Raw genomic sequence first — 14,435 nt, forward strand, 5'->3', positions numbered from 1 at the left:
GAGCATGTCCCAACGTCAGGCCCGATCCATCTGCGGCGGGTTCATCGTCGCCACCGGATCGACATTCGGTTCGTTCAGCGGCGTGGAACTGCGACCGGGGGAGGTAGGAAGCCGGCCGTGGCCGGGGCGCCGGTGGCAGGGTCACTGTTCGGGGGCGGTGACGCCCTCCCGGGTCACCAGGCAGAACGGGTGGCCGACCGGGTCGGCGTACACGCGGTAGCCGATCGGCTTGTCGGAGCCCTCCAGCAGGGTTGCGCCGAGGGTCAGGACGGCCTCCTCGGCCACGTCCAGGTCGTCGACCAGGACGTCCACGTGCATCTGCGGCGGGTGGTCCGGGTCCGTCCAGCGCGGCGGGCGGAAGTCGGGGACCCGCTGGAAGGTCACCGTCTCGCTGCCCGTGGGGCTTTCGAGCACCACGTAGTCGGGGGTGTCCTCCACCCGGGTGAGGGTCAGCAGTTGCTCGTAGAAGCTGGCGAGCTCGGCGGGGGCGGGGCAGTCGATGACGAGGGAGAACAGGCGTCCGATCACGTGTTCATCATGCCGCGCCTCCTGGGCGCGTGGTTCCGTGCCGTCCGGGCTCAGTGCCGTTCGGTGTGGAGTCGCAGGCGGCGGGCGCGGACCCGGGCCGCGGAGTCGAGCAGTGCGTGGATGCGGTGGCCGACCTCGCCGGCGTCGAGCAGGGGCCGGTCGAAGGCCAGTCGGACGTCGTGGTGGACCCGGAGGTGTTCGAGGCGGAGCACGATGCCGTACTGGTCCAGGGCGAGCGGCCGCACCCGGGTGACGCCGGACAGCAGGCGGGGGTCGACCAGGCGGGAGAGGGCGGCCACCTGGTCGTGGTGGTCCTCGTCCAGGTGGGTGAGCAGCGCGGCCTCGTAGGGCGCGATCGGGTCCGGGGCGGCCCGGGTGAGTTCGTCGAAGTCGACGGGGAGGTGGGTCCCGTCGGCGGTGAGGAGTACCTGGGTCGGGTCGAGCGGTAGGACGACGGTGCCGTCGGCCGCGGCCCGGGGCCGGCCGAGCCGCCCGGCGATCCGCACCTGGCAGCGGACCCGGTCGCGGACGGCGACCGGTGCCACGTCGGTCCATTCGAGGAGGACGGGTACGCCCTCCTCGTCCGCCTGGGCCGCCTCGTGGGTGAGTCGGCAGTCCTGGGGGGCCGTCAGCCGGGCCCCGGGGTTGTGGGGGAGGGCGCCGAGGTCGAGCAGGTCCGGGCCCAGCAGGTCGTGGCGACCCGCCCGTGTCGTGGTGGTGAGCGAGGAGGCGGTGAGGAGCAGGCTCCGTACCCGCTCGGCGTCCGTCGGGGCCTGGTTGCTGACGTGGGTGGGGTGCATGACGGCCTTCCCTTGGTTAGGTAAGGCTAACTTAACCCATTGGGTCGACGGGTGGCCAGGCCGGCGGCGCGGCAACCGATGCCGTCGGCCGATGCCGTCGACCGGCGTCGGCGGCCGACGCCATCGGTCGACATCGTGGCGCCACCCCCTCCACACACTCGACGCACCCCCGCGGCACGCGGGCATCACATCGACCTGGCGAATCGTCGGTCGGTGCAGGCACGATCCCGCTTAGAGTTGCGGGGCGGATCAGAAGATCACCGAGACCATCCAGGCGCGGAGGCGACCATGAGCTCCCACCCGGCCGCGAGACCCGGCCCGGGCTCCGACCAGCTTTCCGACCAGCGTCCCGAACAGCCCTCCCACCAGGGCTCCGACCGGGCATCCGTCTCGGGGCCGCACTCCGCGGACGAGGCCTCAGGTCATGGCCGGGACGGTACATCCGGCCCCGGCACACCCGGCACCGGCGGCGCATCATCGGGTACCGGCGGCTCCGACCTGGGAGGGCCCGACCCCGCGCCGGGGTCGGCGCCCGAGCAGCCCTGGAGCAGGCAGCGGCTGCGCAGCAACAACGAGTGGATGCTGCTGGAGCGCCTGCGCACCACCGGCTCCGCCTCGCGCGCCCAACTCGCCCGGGACACCGGTCTCTCCAAGCCCACCGTCTCGGCCGCGCTCGCCACCCTGGAGCAGGCCGGACTGGCCCGCGAGGCCGGACTGCTCGCCCCCGGCCGCGGCCGGGTGGCCGTCCTGTACGAGCCGGACCCGACCGCCGGGTACGTGCTGGGCGTCGACATCGGCCGGGGCCGACTGCGGGTCGCGGTCGCGGACCTCGCGGGGGAGATCACCGCCCGGCGGGACGTTCCGAACCGGGGCCGCAGCGCCGGCGCGGTGGCCGACGCGGTGATCGCGGAGTCCCGGGCCGCCATCGAGGAGGCCGGGATCGGCCCCGGCGCCGTCGTGCACGCCGCGATCGGCACCCCGGGCGTCTGGGACGAGTCGGAGCAGCGGGTGCGCTACGCGGCCCAGTTGCCCGGCTGGGGCCGGCGGGGCCTCTTCGACCGGATCAGGGCGGGCCTGGACACCACGATCAGCGTGCACAACGACGCCAACCTGGCGGCGTTGGGCGAGTACGCGCGGGGCGCGGGCGCCGGGAGCCGGCACTTCGTCTACCTGCTGCTCGGCACCGGCATCGGGATGGGCGTGGTCTCCGGCGGCAAGCTCCAGCGCGGTGCGCACGGGGCGGCCGGCGAGATCGGGTTCCTGCCGCTGCCGGGCGGTGCGGGTGCCGGTGCGGGCGGGGAGCACGACCAGCGGCGGGGGATGCTGGAGTCGGCGGCCTCGGCCGAGTCCGTGGTCCGCGGGGCGCGGGAGTCGGGCCTGCGCGGCGCGTCGACGGCCAAGCAGGTCTTCGACGCGGCGCGGGCGGGTGACCCGGCCGCGCTCGCCGCCGTGCAACGCCAGGCGGAGCAACTCGCCTACGCCGTGGCGGTGGTGTCCTCGGTCATCGATCCCGATCTGGTGGTGCTCGGGGGCGGAATGGGCCAGAGTTCCGACCTTCTGCTCGACCGGGTCGAGGAGGCCCTGCACGCGCTCACCCCGCTGCGTCCGCGGCTGGCGCCGAGCCTGCTGGGGGACGAGGCGGTGCTGATCGGTGCGCTGTCCACGGCGCTGCGCACCGCCCGGCCGGAGGTCTTCGACCGCCGTTCGGCGGCGGTGGCCCGGGCCTGACCGCCCGGCGCTGCCGGGGTGGCCCGCCTGCTACCGCGGCCGGTGCCGGTCGGGCACCGGCCACAGCGGCAGGCGGGCCACCCTGCGGTGGTCTGGAGCGGATGGCGCCGGGGTGGTCGCCCGGTATCCGGTGGTCGCCCGGCGTCCGGGGCGCCGACCGGGACGCGCGGTCAGTCGGTACCGACGGTCGTCCCGTCCTGGCGGCCGTCCTGTCCTGGCGGCCGTCCCGTTTCGACGGTCGTCCCGTGCCGGCGTGGTCACCCGGTCCGGGTGGTTACGCGGCGCCAGGGGTCGCCCGGTCCCGGTGGCTACTTGATGCCGGCGGCGGCGCAGGCGTCGGCGTACGGCGCGGCGCAGACCTCGGCAGCGGTGTAGAGACCGCCGGCGATCACCGTCACGGCGACCTTGGCCTTGGTCACCACGATCGGGGTGAGGAGCATCGACGGGACGTGCGACCCGTTGCTCTCGGTGATCGAGCTCGCGATGGAGGTGACGTCCAGTCCCTTCAAGAGGTGGACGGCGATGGTGGCCGCGGCGTCGGTCTCCGGCTTGTACGGCTTGTAGATGGTGTACGACTGCTCACCGGAGAGCACCCGGCGCACGGCGTCGATCGAGGCGTCCTGACCGCCGACCGGGATGTTCTTGAGGCCGGCCGCCTTGAGGGTCTCGATGACCGAGGCGGCCATGCCGTCGTTGGCGACGTAGACCGCGTCGATGTTGTCCTTGCCGACCTTGCGGATGGCCTCGTTCATCTTCTGGGCCGCCACGTCGGGCTTCCACTCGCCGGACTGCTCGTAGGAGATCTTCTTGACCTTGCCGTCCAGCGACTTGTGCGCGCCGCTCTTGAAGCTGGCGGCGTTGGGGTCCGCCTCCGAGCCGTTGATCATGACGACCTCGGCGTCGGCGGCCTTCGGGCCGAGGGCCTCCAGCAGGGCGTTGCCCTGGAGTTCGCCGGTGCGGGCGTTGTCGAAGGAGACGTAGGCGGCGACGTTTCCGGCGGCCAGCCGGTCGTAGGCGATGACCTTCGCGCCCTTGGCGTTGGCGGCCTCGACCCAGGGTGCGGTGTTCTTCGCGTTCACCGGGTCGAGCAGGATGACCTTGATGCCCTTGGCGAGCAGGGCGTCGAACTGCTGCTTCTGGGTGGCTTCGTTGCCGTCCGCATTGGCGTAGTCGATGGTGCACTTGGTGCAGAGCGAGGCGACGGAGGCCTGGATCAGCGGCTTGTCGAAGGCCTCGTAGCGGGTGGAGGAGGAGTTCTCGGGAAGCAGCAGGCCGACTGTGGTGTGGCCGACGCCGTCCGAGCTCTTCCCCGCGTCGTCCTCCCCGCAGGCGGTGAGGGTCAAGAGTGCGAGCGCGAGTGCGGCTGTGCCACTGATGGTGCGACGCGTCACAACGTTCATGCTGGGTGGTGCCTCCTGACTGCGCCGCATCGTTGCGGCTGAGGACCGGAGTCAAACGTCCTTCCATGCTTGCCGTCAATAACTAAAACGTCGCCGCTGGACAGGTGCCTAATTCGTTATCTTCTTAAAAGGTGGGGTCGCCCTCGGTGATCGGTGGGCGAAGGACGCTGACCGGGCTTCAGCGTCCCGGCCCCGTGGGGCTCCTGGCCCTCCGGGTGGTCGCACCCGGATCCGGTGGGCGCCGGGTGACGGTTTTGGATCATGCGTGAACATTCTGTTCGGCTCGGATAACATACCGGTCGACCCGTTTCCGGGCCGGCGGGTCCTGCCCCGGTGAGCCCGTCCGTCAGACCTGCCCGTGAGTCCGCCCGCCCTCAGGCCCCGAGGAGCCAGTCACCGTGAAGCAGCAGCGTGCGGAGCTGACGCGGACCACGATCGTCGCGGCCGCCGCACGGATGTTCGACCGTCAGGGGTTCGGCTCGACCAGCCTGGCGGACATCGTCGGCGAGAGCGGGGTCACCAAGGGCGCGCTCTACTTCCACTTCGCCTCGAAGGAGCAACTGGCCCTGGCCGTGATCGGGCTCCAGCACCGGCAGGCGATGAACGCCGCCGACCGGCTCCTCGCCAGGGGCCTGCCCGGGGTCGAGACGGTGGTGCGGCTGTCCTTCGTCCTGGCGGAGCAGCTGCTCGCCGATCCGGTGGCCCGCGCCGGCGTCCGGCTGACGCTGGAGGGAGGCATCACGCGGGGCCCGGCCACCGGCCCGTACGGGGAGTGGGCCGCCGTCCTCGGCGAGCAGTTCAGGCGGGCGGCGCGCCAGCTGGACCTGCGCCCCGGCGTCGACCCGGACGCCTGCGCCCGCTTCGTGATCAGCTCCTTCGCCGGGCTGCAGCTGGTGGCGCGGGCGACGGAGACGGGCGGCAACCTGCCGGCCCGCCTGCGGGAGATGTGGGAGGTGCTGATCCCCGGCCTGGTGCCGCCCCGGCGCCGCACGCACTACCTGGACCTGGCCGCCCGGCTCGCCGAGGGGCTCAGGCTCTCCGATCACAGGCTCCCCGACGAACTCCGGCTCCCCGACGAACTCCGGCGCTCCGAAGGGCTCGGGCTCTCCGATCAGTTCCGGCTCTCCGAACGGCTCCGGTCCTCCGCGGGGCCCTCGGGGAGGGCGGGGCCGCCCGGCGCGGGGAGCAGGGCGCCGGCCACCAGCGCGGCCACCCGGGAGAGCTGCGCGTCCAGGTAGAAGTGGCCGCCGGGCAGGATCCGCAGGTCGGTCCCCGCGGTCGAGTGAGCGGCCCAGTCGGCGGCCTCGGCGGGCGAGGTGACCGGGTCCGCGTCGCCCACCAGGACGGTCAGCGGGCAGTCGACCCGCGCGTCCGGCGGGCTCTGGTAGGTCTCGATCGCCCGGTAGTCGGCGCGCAGGACGGGCAGGGCGAGGGCCATGATCTCCGGGTCGTCCAGCACCTCCCGCTCGGTGCCGCCCAGCCGCTCCAGCTCGGCCAGCAACGCGGCGTCGTCCCCGAGGTGGAGCTGCTCCCGGCGGGGCGCCGAGGGAGCCCGCCGGGCCGAGGCGAACAGCCGCACCGGGCCGTTCGCGGCGCCCTGCTCGAAGCGGCGGGCCACCTCGAAGGCCACGACGGAGCCCATGCTGTGCCCGAAGAACGCGAAGGTGCCGGTGAGCTCGGTGCGCAGCGCCTCGAAGGCGGCGTCGGCCAGCGCCGGGATGCTGTCGAGCGGGCGCTCGCGGAAGCGGTCCAGCCGGCCGGGGTACTGCAGCGCCAGCAGCTCGATGCCCGGTGGCAGCACCCGCGCCAGGCCGGCGTACGCCCCGGCCGCCCCGCCCGCGTGCGGGAAGCAGACCAGCCGCACCGTGTGCTCGGCGCCGCGACCCCCGGGCGCCAGGGCGGGGAACCGACGGATCCATGAACCGGCAACTGGGGTATGCACGGCCTCAGCGTAGGAACGGCGGCGGGCGCACGCAAACACCGACCGCCGCGAGAACGCGGAGCGTCGCCGGGCGCACGCGGACGTCGACCGTCGCGAGAACGCGAGAACGCGGAGCGCCGCGGCCGCGGCCGGAGGGCCGGGACGGACGACGGGAGGCTCCGGGCGTACTACACGGGGAGTACGCCCGATCGCCCCGGCCGGGTGACGCGGAGCGCGGGCCCCGCGGTCTAGCCTTCCGGACATGGCAACCGATCCTGAGGACTCCGGGCCGTGGCGCCCGCCGTGGGTGCGAGCCGCCAAGGCGGGCTGGCCGGTGGCCACGGCACTGGTGGTCGCGGTGGTCCAGGTGGCCGGAACCACGGCGGCGGGCCGCCACCAGAGCGGCGGCCACGTAGAACTGGACGCATTCGGCTACCTGCTGCTGCTCCTCGGGCCGGCGCTGCTGGTGCTGCGCCGCCGGTGGCCGGTCGCGGTGGTGGCCGGCGTCTCGGCGGTCACCGTGGCGTACCTCTTCGCCGGCTACCCGTACGGTCCGGTGTTCCTCAGCCTGGTCGTCGCCGTCTGCGCGGCCGTGCAGCGCGGCCACCGCCGGGCGGCCTGGCTCGGTCTGGGGGCCTGCTACCTGGCCCACGCGCTGGTCGGCTTCGTGCTGCCGGCCGCCTGGTCGCGCGGGCCGCGGGTGCTGTGGTGGCAGGAGTTCGGCGCCGTCGCCTGGGTGCTGCTGGTGGTGGCGGTGGCCGAGATCCTGCGGTTCCGGCGGGAGCGGATGGACGCGCGCCGGGCCTTCGAGGCGCAGGCCGAACGGCGCCGGGCGGACGAGGAGCGGCTGCGGATGGCCCGCGAGCTGCACGACATCCTGGCGCACAGCATCTCGCTGATCCACCTCCAGGCCGGGGTCGCACTGGAGCTGTTGGACACCCGGCCCGAGCAGGCCCGCACCGCGCTGACCACCATCAAGAGCGCCAGCAAGGAGGCGCTCGGCGAGGTGCGGCAGGTGCTCGGCACGCTCCGCTCGCCGGACGCCGCCGCCCCGCGCGGACCGGCCCCCGGGCTCGCCCGCCTGGACGAGCTGGTCGAGCAGGCCGGCCGGGCCGGGCTGACGGTCGCCGTTCGGGTGGCGGGCCGGCCGCGGACGCCGGCGGCGGGCGCCGACCTGACGGCCTTCCGGATCGTCCAGGAGGCGCTGACCAACGTGATCCGGCACTCGGCGGCCCGCCGCGCCGCCGTGCTGCTGGACTGGGAGGACGCCGACGCCCTCACCGTCCAGGTGGACGACCCGGGGCCGGCCGGGCACGGGGACGCGGGCGGTTCCGGCAGCGGTCTGGTCGGCATGCGGGAGCGGGTGGCCGCGTTCGGCGGCACGCTGGAGGCGGGCCCGCGGCCGGACGGCGGATTCCGGGTCCGGGCCACGCTGTCGACGAGGACGGAGCGCACGACGTGATCCGGGTGCTGCTGGCCGACGACCAGGCGCTGGTCCGGGCGGGGTTCCGCGCGCTGCTGGACGCCCAGGACGACCTGGAGGTGGTCGGCGAGGCCGGCGACGGTGAGGACGCCGTCCGGCTGGCCCGCGAACTCGCCCCCGACGTGGTCCTGATGGACGTCCGGATGCCGCGCCTGGACGGTTTGCAGGCCACCCGCCGGATCGCCGTGGACCCGGCGCTGGCCGCCGTCCGGGTGGTCGTCGTGACCACCTTCGAGCTGGACGAGTACGTCTTCGAGGCGCTGCGCGCCGGCGCCGCGGGGTTCCTGGTCAAGGACACCGAGCCGGCCGACCTGCTGCGCGCCGTGCGGGTCGCGGCGGCCGGCGACGCGTTGCTGTCGCCCGGCGTGACCCGCCGCCTGATCGGCGAGTTCGCCACCCGTTCCAAGGCGCCCGAGGGCGCCGGCCCTGACCTCTCGGTGCTCACCGAACGCGAACGCGAGGTCGTGACACTGGTCGGCCTCGGCCTCTCCAACGAGGACATCGCCCGCCGCCTGGTGGTCAGCCCGCTGACCGCGAAGACCCACGTCAGCCGGGCGATGGTCAAGCTGGCGGCCCGGGACCGCGCCCAACTCGTCGTCCTGGCGTACGAGTCCGGGCTGGTCCGTCCCGGCTGGCTCGGCTGACCGGGTCGAGTGATCCGCGCGGGCTGATCGGGCTGATCGGGCCGAAGGGTCGTAGCGGGCCCCGGCCCGGGTACTCCCCCCGCAGTAGCCGCGAAGCCGCTGCCCGTACGACGCGCCGCGACCCCCCTCGGCGGAATGCTCGAAGGAGCCCGGGGACCTCCGGGACGAGCCACCGCCGAGGAGACGATCCCTCATGTACACGCTGCCGGCCGGCGCACTGCCGGCCCAGACCGTCCTCGCCGACCACGACTGGAACGGACCGGGCCCCTGGATCCTGCTGATCCCGCTGTTCTGGATCGGGGTGGTCCTCCTCGTCGCCTTCGTGCTGCGCCGCACCGTGTGGCGCCGGGGCTGCGCGGGCCGTCCGGACGGTCCGCTCGCCGTGCTCGGCCGCCGCTACGCCGAGGGCGGCATCGACGCCGACGAGTACCGGGCCCGCCGCGCCGTCCTCACCGAGGACCCGCGCGACCACCGGGGCGGTGCGAAGTGAGCGCCGCCGAGCACCGGTCGGCCACCCTCGACGTGGTGACCGACGTCGCCGCCCGGGTGGTCGACGCGGTGAAGGTCCACGGCATCGGCGCCACCGAGGTCCGCGCCTTGGACCACGTCACCGTCGACTTCCCCGCCGGCCGCTTCACCGCCGTCATGGGGCCCTCCGGCTCCGGCAAGTCCACCCTGATGCACTGCGCCGCCGGGCTGGACACCCTCAGCTCCGGCGGCGCCTGGATCGGCGACACCGAGCTGGGCACCCTGAACGACCGGCGGCTGACCCTGCTGCGTCGCGAGCGGATCGGCTTCGTCTTCCAGGCCTTCAACCTCGTCCCCACCCTGACCGTCCGGGAGAACATCACCCTCCCGCTCGACCTGGCCGGCGCCGCGCCCGACCAGGCCTGGCTCGACGGTCTGATCGACGTGATCGGGCTCGGCGACCGGCTGCACCACCGCCCGAGCGAGCTCTCCGGCGGCCAGCAGCAGCGGGTCGCGGTCGCCCGGGCGCTGGCCGGCCGGCCCGAGGTGGTGTTCGCGGACGAGCCCACCGGCAACCTCGACTCCCGCACCGGCGCCGAGGTGCTCGGCCTGCTGCGCCGCGCGGTGGACGAGATGGGCCGCTGCGTGGTCATGGTCACCCACGACCCGGTCGCCGCCGGCCACGCCGACCAGGCGCTCTTCCTCGCCGACGGCCGCCTGGTCGACCGGATGGCCGCGCCCACCGCCGACCGGGTGCTGGACCGGATGAAGGCCTTCGAACGGGGGCGGTCATGAGCCCGGCCACCGCGGCCCTGCGGATCAGCCTGCGCTCGCTGCGCGCCCACCGGCGGCGCCTCGCCGGGACCTTCCTCGCCATCCTGCTCGGCGTCAGCTTCCTGGCCGGCACGATGGTGCTCGGCGACACCCTGCGGGCCAACTTCGACACCCTGTTCGCGGACGCCAACGCCGGCACCGACGCGGTCGTCCGCAGCGCCGACGTGCTGGAGTCCCCGGGCACCCCCGGCGGGGTCAGGGCGCCGGTCGAGGCCGCGCTCGCCGAACGGCTGCGCGCCGTACCGGGCGTGGCCGCCGCCGAGGCCTCCGTCCTGGGCGCCGGGCAACTCGTCGGCAGCGACGGCCGGCCGGTCGGCGGCCAGGGGCCGCCCACCCTGGCCGGCAACTGGCTCGCCGACCCGAAGCTGAACCCCTACCGGCTCGCCGAGGGCCGCGCGCCCGCCGCGGCCGGCGAGGCCGTGGTCAACCGGGGAGCGGCGAGGAGCGGCGGCCTGCACCTCGGTGACACCACCGTGCTGCGCACCCCGGACCCGGTCCGGATCACCATCGTCGGCATCGCCACCTTCGGCGACAGCGCGGACGGGATGGGCCCGAGCACCTTCACCGCGCTGACCCTCGACGAGGCCGAGCGCCACCTCACCCCGAAGGGCGCCGGGCAGGCCGCGGCCATCCAGGTCCGCGCCACGCCGGGCACCTCGCAGGCCGAGCTGGTCCGGGCGATCACCCCCCGGCTGCCCGAGGGCGTGCAGGCGGTGACCGGCGCGGCGGCCACCGCCGAGAGCACCGAGCAGGTCTCCGGTCGGTTCCTCGGCCTGTTCACCACCCTGCTGCTGGTCTTCGCGGGGATCGCCCTGCTGGTGGCCACCTTCACCATCCACAACACCTTCGCCATCGTGGTGGCGCAGCGGACCAGGGAGAACGCCCTGCTCAGGGCGCTCGGCGCGGCGCGCGGCCAGGTGCTCGGCGCGACACTGGCCGAGGCGCTGGCGGTCGGACTGCTGGCCTCGCTCGGCGGGCTGGTCGGCGGCATCGGGGTGGCGACCGGCCTGAAGGCCCTGTTCTCCGCCCTCGGGTTCTCGCTGCCGACCGGCGGCATGGTGGTCACCCCCGCCGCCGTCCTGCTGCCGCTGCTGGTGGGCACGGTGGTCGCGGCCGGCTCGGCGCTGCTGCCCGCCGTGCGCGCCGGGCGGACGGCGCCGCTCGCGGCGCTGCGCGAGAGCGCCGTGGACCGCGCCGCCGACGGCCGGGCCGGCCGGGCCAGGCTCGCGCTCGGCGGGCTGCTGCTCGCCGCCGGTGTCCCGGTGGCGGTGGTCGGTGCCACCGACGGCCCGTCCGTCCTGCTGACCACCGCCGGTGCGCTGGCCGTGCTGGCCGGCGCGGTGGTGCTGGGCCCGGTCGCGGCGGCCCTCGCGGTCCGTGTGCTGGGCGCGCCGCTGCCCCGGCTGCGCGGCGTCAGCGGCACGCTGGCCAGGCGCAACGCGGCCCGCAACCCGCGCCGGACGGCGGCCACCGCCACCGCGCTGATGATCGGCGTCGCGGTGGTCACCCTCTTCACGGTCTTCGGCGCCTCGATCCGGGCCACCATGGACCGGACGGTCGACGACTCCTTCGCCGGGGACCTCGCCGTCACCGCGCCCTCCTTCGGGGCCGGCGGCAGCGGCCTCAGCCCGAGGCTGGCCGACGCCCTGGCGGGCCTGCCCGAGGTGCGGGGCAGCGTCGGGCTCGGCCGGGGCGTGGCCCGGATCGACGGCCACGGCCGCACCCTGGACGTCACCGACCCGGACCGGCTGGCCGGCATCGTCGACCTCGGCCGGGTCGAGGGCTCGCTGGACGGGCTCGGCACCGACGGTCTCGCGGTCTCCCGGGCCGAGGCGGACCGGCAGGGCTGGCAGCTCGGCCGGAGCGTCACGGTGGGCTTCACGGACGGGTCGAGCGGCCCGTACACCGTCCGGGCGCTGTACGACGGCGCCGGCCTGGCCGGCGACTACCTGATCACCCGCGAGGCCTGGGCCCCGCACCGGGGGCAGGACAGCGACACCCTGGTCGCCGTGGCCCTGCGGCCCGGTGTGCCGCTCGCGCAGGGCCGGGCGGCGGTGGAGCGGGCCGCCGAGCCGTTCGGCAACCCGCAGGTGCAGGACCGCGACCAGTACGCGGCGAGTGCGGCCTCCGGCGTCGACATGATGCTCTCGGTGGTCTACGCGCTGCTCGCCCTCGCGGTGCTGATCGCCCTGCTGGGCATCGCCAACACGCTGACCCTGGCGGTCCACGAGCGCACCGGGGAGCTCGGTCTGCTGCGCGCGGTCGGTCAGACCCGCGGTCAGCTCCGGGCCATGGTCCGCTGGGAGTCGGTGCTGGTCGCCGCGTTCGGCACGGTCGGCGGGCTCGGTCTCGGCGCCTTCCTCGGCTGGGCCCTGGTGAAGGCCTCGGACGACGCCGGGACGGGCTCCTTCGCGATCCCGCCCCTCCAACTGGCGGTGGTGCTCGGCGCCGGACTGCTGGCGGGCGCGGTCGCCGGGCTGCGGCCGGCAGGGCGCGCGGCCCGGCTCGACGTGCTGCGCGCGGTCGCCGCGGACTGACGCTCCGCCGGCCGGGCACCACCCGACCGACGGCCTACGGCTGCGGGAAGTGGTGGACGTACGCCACCGGGCGGCCCTCCGCGTCGCGGCCGACCCGGCCGGCGCCGCCCGCGTCCGGGCGCTCGGCGCGCTCCACCAGGACGCCCACGGCCACCCCGCCCGCGGCGGGCTGCGCCACCGTGTGCCAGCCGTGCGCGAAGGCGCCGGGGTCGCGTCCGGCGGCGTGGCCGGCGGGTCGGGTGCGGTGCGGGGCCGCGTCGTCGGGGCGGTCGCCCCCGGCGATCAGCGCTCTGGCCTCCAGCACCGGCCGGGCGTGGTCGACCAGCCGGCGGACGACGGCCGCCGTGGTGGGGGCCGGCGCGGTACCCGGGCCGTCGGCGGGGCCGGCCGCGGTGGCCGCCCGGGTTCCGCCGGTCGTCGGTGCCTCGCCCGCCGGGTCCGTCCCGGTGTCGGGGTCCGCCGGGCGGCCGGCGAAGCAGAGCAGTCCGTGACCGCTCATCCGGCTCCCCGCGCTCTCGTCCCAGCTGACCGGCGGGGTGGCGGAGAGGGCCACCGCCAGCATCCGGACCCGCGCGTGCTGGCCGGCCTGCGGGGCCTCGGCCAGCGGCTCGACGGCGACGGCCACTGGGTACCGGCCGGCGGGCAGCACGTCCTCCACCGCCCACCCGTGCCGCCCGGGGGCGGTCACCTCCAGGGTTCCGGTCGGCAGGACGAGGTCGCCGACCTCCTGGATCTGGTGCGGCGTCCGGGGCCGGCCGTCGACGCGCAGGTTCTGCGCGAAGGAGCTGAACACGGCCGGGAAGTCGACCTGTTCGGCGCGCACCCGGCGGAACGGGACGGCCCCGGTGGCGGGCTGCCCGGCGGCCGGGCCGGTGGGCGCCGGCCGGCTGCCCGACGGCCCGGGGCCGACGCCGGGCGCCCGGCGGCCCCGGTAGGCGTCGACGGGCCGCCCGTCGCGCCGGGTGTGGCCGACGAAGGTGTCCCAGCCGGCGTCGAACAGGATCGAGGTTGCGCGGCCCTCGGTGTCGCTCCAGGCCAGTTCGACGGGCAGCGGCGCGACTCCGGCGTCGAGCCGCAGGTCCAGTCCGGGTCGCCCGTCGGCGAGGCGGTGGAAGAAGGAGTCGCATCCGGGGGTCGGCCCGTCGGCGGGCTCCTCGGAGCCCGCGTCGCCGCCCTCGTACGCGAAGCGCCGGCCGTCCGCCGCCACCCAGTGGCCCTGGAACCGCCGCATCCGGCCGCCGAAGCCGACGGACCCGCGACCGCCCTCGGCGTCCTGCCAGGACAGCGTGCGCAGCTCCGGGGCGGTGCCGTCGTCCAGGGCCAGCCGGAGCACTCCGGCGCACGGCTCGCCGGGGTCGTCCAGCGGGGTGCGCAGGGTGGTGAAGATCCGCAGGCGGGTGCGGCTCCCCAGAAACCTGTTCCGGTCGGGGTCGGCCAGCAGGGCCCGCTCGGAGCGGCCGGGGAGCGCGGTGGGGTCGACCAGGATCCGACGGATCAGCAGGTCCCGGCCGGAGGTCGCGGGATTGGCGACGAGGAGCAGGTTGCGGCCGGGCCGGAGCACGGCGGAGGGGATCGCGACGGTCGCCGTGGGCTCGCCGGCCGGGCGCACCCGCTGCGTGGTCCGTGCTGCGGACGGCGCCGTTCCCGGTCGCGGTGCGCCGGCCGGCCCGACGTGTGGGGCGCCGGGCCCGGTGGCGAAGGAGTCGTCGGCGGTGGCGGACCCGGCCGTGACGGACTCGGTGCTCGCCGACTCGGTGCTCGCGGGTCGGGTGCGCGTGGGCCGGGTGCTCGTGGGCCCGATGGTGAGGGGCTCCCCGTTGACGGAGAGTACGGGGACGCCGTCGGCGGCCAGGGCGACGGCCAGCTCGGGCCCGGAGTGCGTGGGCACCTCGAAGGCGAGCTCCAGCCGGCCGCCGGGCGCCACCCTGAGGTGGCCGCCGTCCGGTGCCGATCCGTACTGGGCTCGAATGCCGATGTTGTTGGAAATGAAGGGAGTTGAAGCGAAGTCGGCGTAGGTGGGCTCCATGCGGGGAGCGTATCCGCAGCCCCGTCGGCCCGGCAGGGGACGCCGTTGCGGAGCCGGTCGACCGCG

At 75.5% G+C, this 14,435-nt stretch carries 11 protein-coding genes and 1 pseudogene; 7 read left to right on the forward strand and 5 right to left on the reverse strand.

Annotated elements, in window-relative coordinates; all coding sequences use genetic code 11:
- Positions 1–141 precede the first annotated feature (141 nt).
- Complete coding sequence (locus ACFTWP_RS13845) at positions 142–528, reverse strand: VOC family protein (RefSeq protein ID WP_380264711.1); 387 nt, start codon at positions 526–528, stop codon at positions 142–144.
- A 50-nt stretch (positions 529–578) separates the two neighbouring features.
- Positions 579–1,328, reverse strand: coding sequence for a DUF2470 domain-containing protein (locus tag ACFTWP_RS13850; RefSeq protein WP_380264712.1), 750 nt, complete (start codon positions 1,326–1,328; stop codon positions 579–581).
- A 579-nt stretch (positions 1,329–1,907) separates the two neighbouring features.
- Here ACFTWP_RS13850 and ACFTWP_RS13855 point away from each other — a divergent pair.
- Positions 1,908–3,056, forward strand: a complete 1,149-nt coding sequence (locus ACFTWP_RS13855; protein ID WP_380264792.1) for an ROK family protein — start codon at positions 1,908–1,910, stop codon at positions 3,054–3,056.
- Positions 3,057–3,364: 308 nt separating this feature from the next.
- Here the strand turns inward: ACFTWP_RS13855 and ACFTWP_RS13860 are convergent, their stop codons facing one another.
- Positions 3,365–4,456 carry a sugar ABC transporter substrate-binding protein gene (locus tag ACFTWP_RS13860; RefSeq protein ID WP_380264713.1) on the reverse strand — a complete coding sequence of 364 codons (1,092 nt, stop codon included), beginning with the start codon at positions 4,454–4,456 and terminating at the stop codon, positions 3,365–3,367.
- A gap of 398 nt (positions 4,457–4,854) precedes the next feature.
- Between ACFTWP_RS13860 and ACFTWP_RS13865 the strand changes: the two are divergent.
- Positions 4,855–5,421 (forward strand): annotated as a pseudogene (locus tag ACFTWP_RS13865) (ScbR family autoregulator-binding transcription factor); the annotation flags it as partial.
- A 146-nt stretch (positions 5,422–5,567) separates the two neighbouring features.
- On the opposite strand, the gene ACFTWP_RS13870 reads toward ACFTWP_RS13865, so the two are convergent.
- The gene (locus ACFTWP_RS13870) at positions 5,568–6,398 is read right to left on the reverse strand and encodes a thioesterase II family protein (protein ID WP_380264714.1); all 831 of its coding nucleotides are present in this window, start codon (positions 6,396–6,398) and stop codon (positions 5,568–5,570) included.
- 241 nt (positions 6,399–6,639) lie between these two features.
- Between ACFTWP_RS13870 and ACFTWP_RS13875 the strand changes: the two genes are divergently transcribed.
- The 5 genes from ACFTWP_RS13875 to ACFTWP_RS13895 all read left to right on the forward strand — a co-directional run bounded on the left by ACFTWP_RS13875 (position 6,640) and on the right by ACFTWP_RS13895 (position 12,343).
- Complete coding sequence (locus ACFTWP_RS13875) at positions 6,640–7,839, forward strand: sensor histidine kinase (RefSeq protein WP_380264715.1); 1,200 nt, start codon at positions 6,640–6,642, stop codon at positions 7,837–7,839.
- Positions 7,836–8,504, forward strand: coding sequence for a response regulator (locus ACFTWP_RS13880; protein WP_380264716.1), 669 nt, complete (start codon positions 7,836–7,838; stop codon positions 8,502–8,504). Before ACFTWP_RS13875 ends, ACFTWP_RS13880 begins: the two co-directional genes overlap by 4 nt.
- A gap of 193 nt (positions 8,505–8,697) precedes the next feature.
- Positions 8,698–8,994, forward strand: a complete 297-nt coding sequence (locus ACFTWP_RS13885) for an SHOCT domain-containing protein (RefSeq protein WP_380264717.1) — start codon at positions 8,698–8,700, stop codon at positions 8,992–8,994.
- A complete protein-coding gene (locus tag ACFTWP_RS13890; RefSeq protein WP_380264718.1) occupies positions 8,991–9,767 on the forward strand; it encodes an ABC transporter ATP-binding protein in 777 nt (258 codons plus the stop codon). The genes ACFTWP_RS13885 and ACFTWP_RS13890 overlap by 4 nt, the downstream gene beginning before the upstream one ends.
- A complete protein-coding gene (locus ACFTWP_RS13895; RefSeq protein ID WP_380264719.1) occupies positions 9,764–12,343 on the forward strand; it encodes an ABC transporter permease in 2,580 nt (859 codons plus the stop codon). Before ACFTWP_RS13890 ends, ACFTWP_RS13895 begins: the two co-directional genes overlap by 4 nt.
- A gap of 34 nt (positions 12,344–12,377) precedes the next feature.
- On the opposite strand, the gene ACFTWP_RS13900 is transcribed toward ACFTWP_RS13895, so the two are convergent.
- The gene (locus ACFTWP_RS13900; protein WP_380264720.1) at positions 12,378–14,369 is read right to left on the reverse strand and encodes a hypothetical protein; all 1,992 of its coding nucleotides are present in this window, start codon (positions 14,367–14,369) and stop codon (positions 12,378–12,380) included.
- Positions 14,370–14,435: the final 66 nt, after the last annotated feature.

The sequence above is a fragment of the Kitasatospora sp. NPDC057015 genome (genome assembly GCF_042673745.1).
Lineage (GTDB): Bacteria > Actinomycetota > Actinomycetes > Streptomycetales > Streptomycetaceae > Kitasatospora.

Bases quoted from the DNA above. Each gene is read 5' to 3' on its own strand.
- ACFTWP_RS13850 (WP_380264712.1), bottom strand. From the start codon at position 1,328: ATGCACCCCACCCACGTCAGCAACCAGGCCCCGACGGACGCCGAGCGG.
- ACFTWP_RS13855 (WP_380264792.1), top strand. From the start codon at position 1,908: ATGCTGCTGGAGCGCCTGCGCACCACCGGCTCCGCCTCGCGCGCCCAA.
- ACFTWP_RS13860 (WP_380264713.1), bottom strand. From the start codon at position 4,456: ATGAACGTTGTGACGCGTCGCACCATCAGTGGCACAGCCGCACTCGCG.
- ACFTWP_RS13875 (WP_380264715.1), top strand. From the start codon at position 6,640: ATGGCAACCGATCCTGAGGACTCCGGGCCGTGGCGCCCGCCGTGGGTG.
- ACFTWP_RS13885 (WP_380264717.1), top strand. From the start codon at position 8,698: ATGTACACGCTGCCGGCCGGCGCACTGCCGGCCCAGACCGTCCTCGCC.
- ACFTWP_RS13895 (WP_380264719.1), top strand. From the start codon at position 9,764: ATGAGCCCGGCCACCGCGGCCCTGCGGATCAGCCTGCGCTCGCTGCGC.
- ACFTWP_RS13900 (WP_380264720.1), bottom strand. From the start codon at position 14,369: ATGGAGCCCACCTACGCCGACTTCGCTTCAACTCCCTTCATTTCCAAC.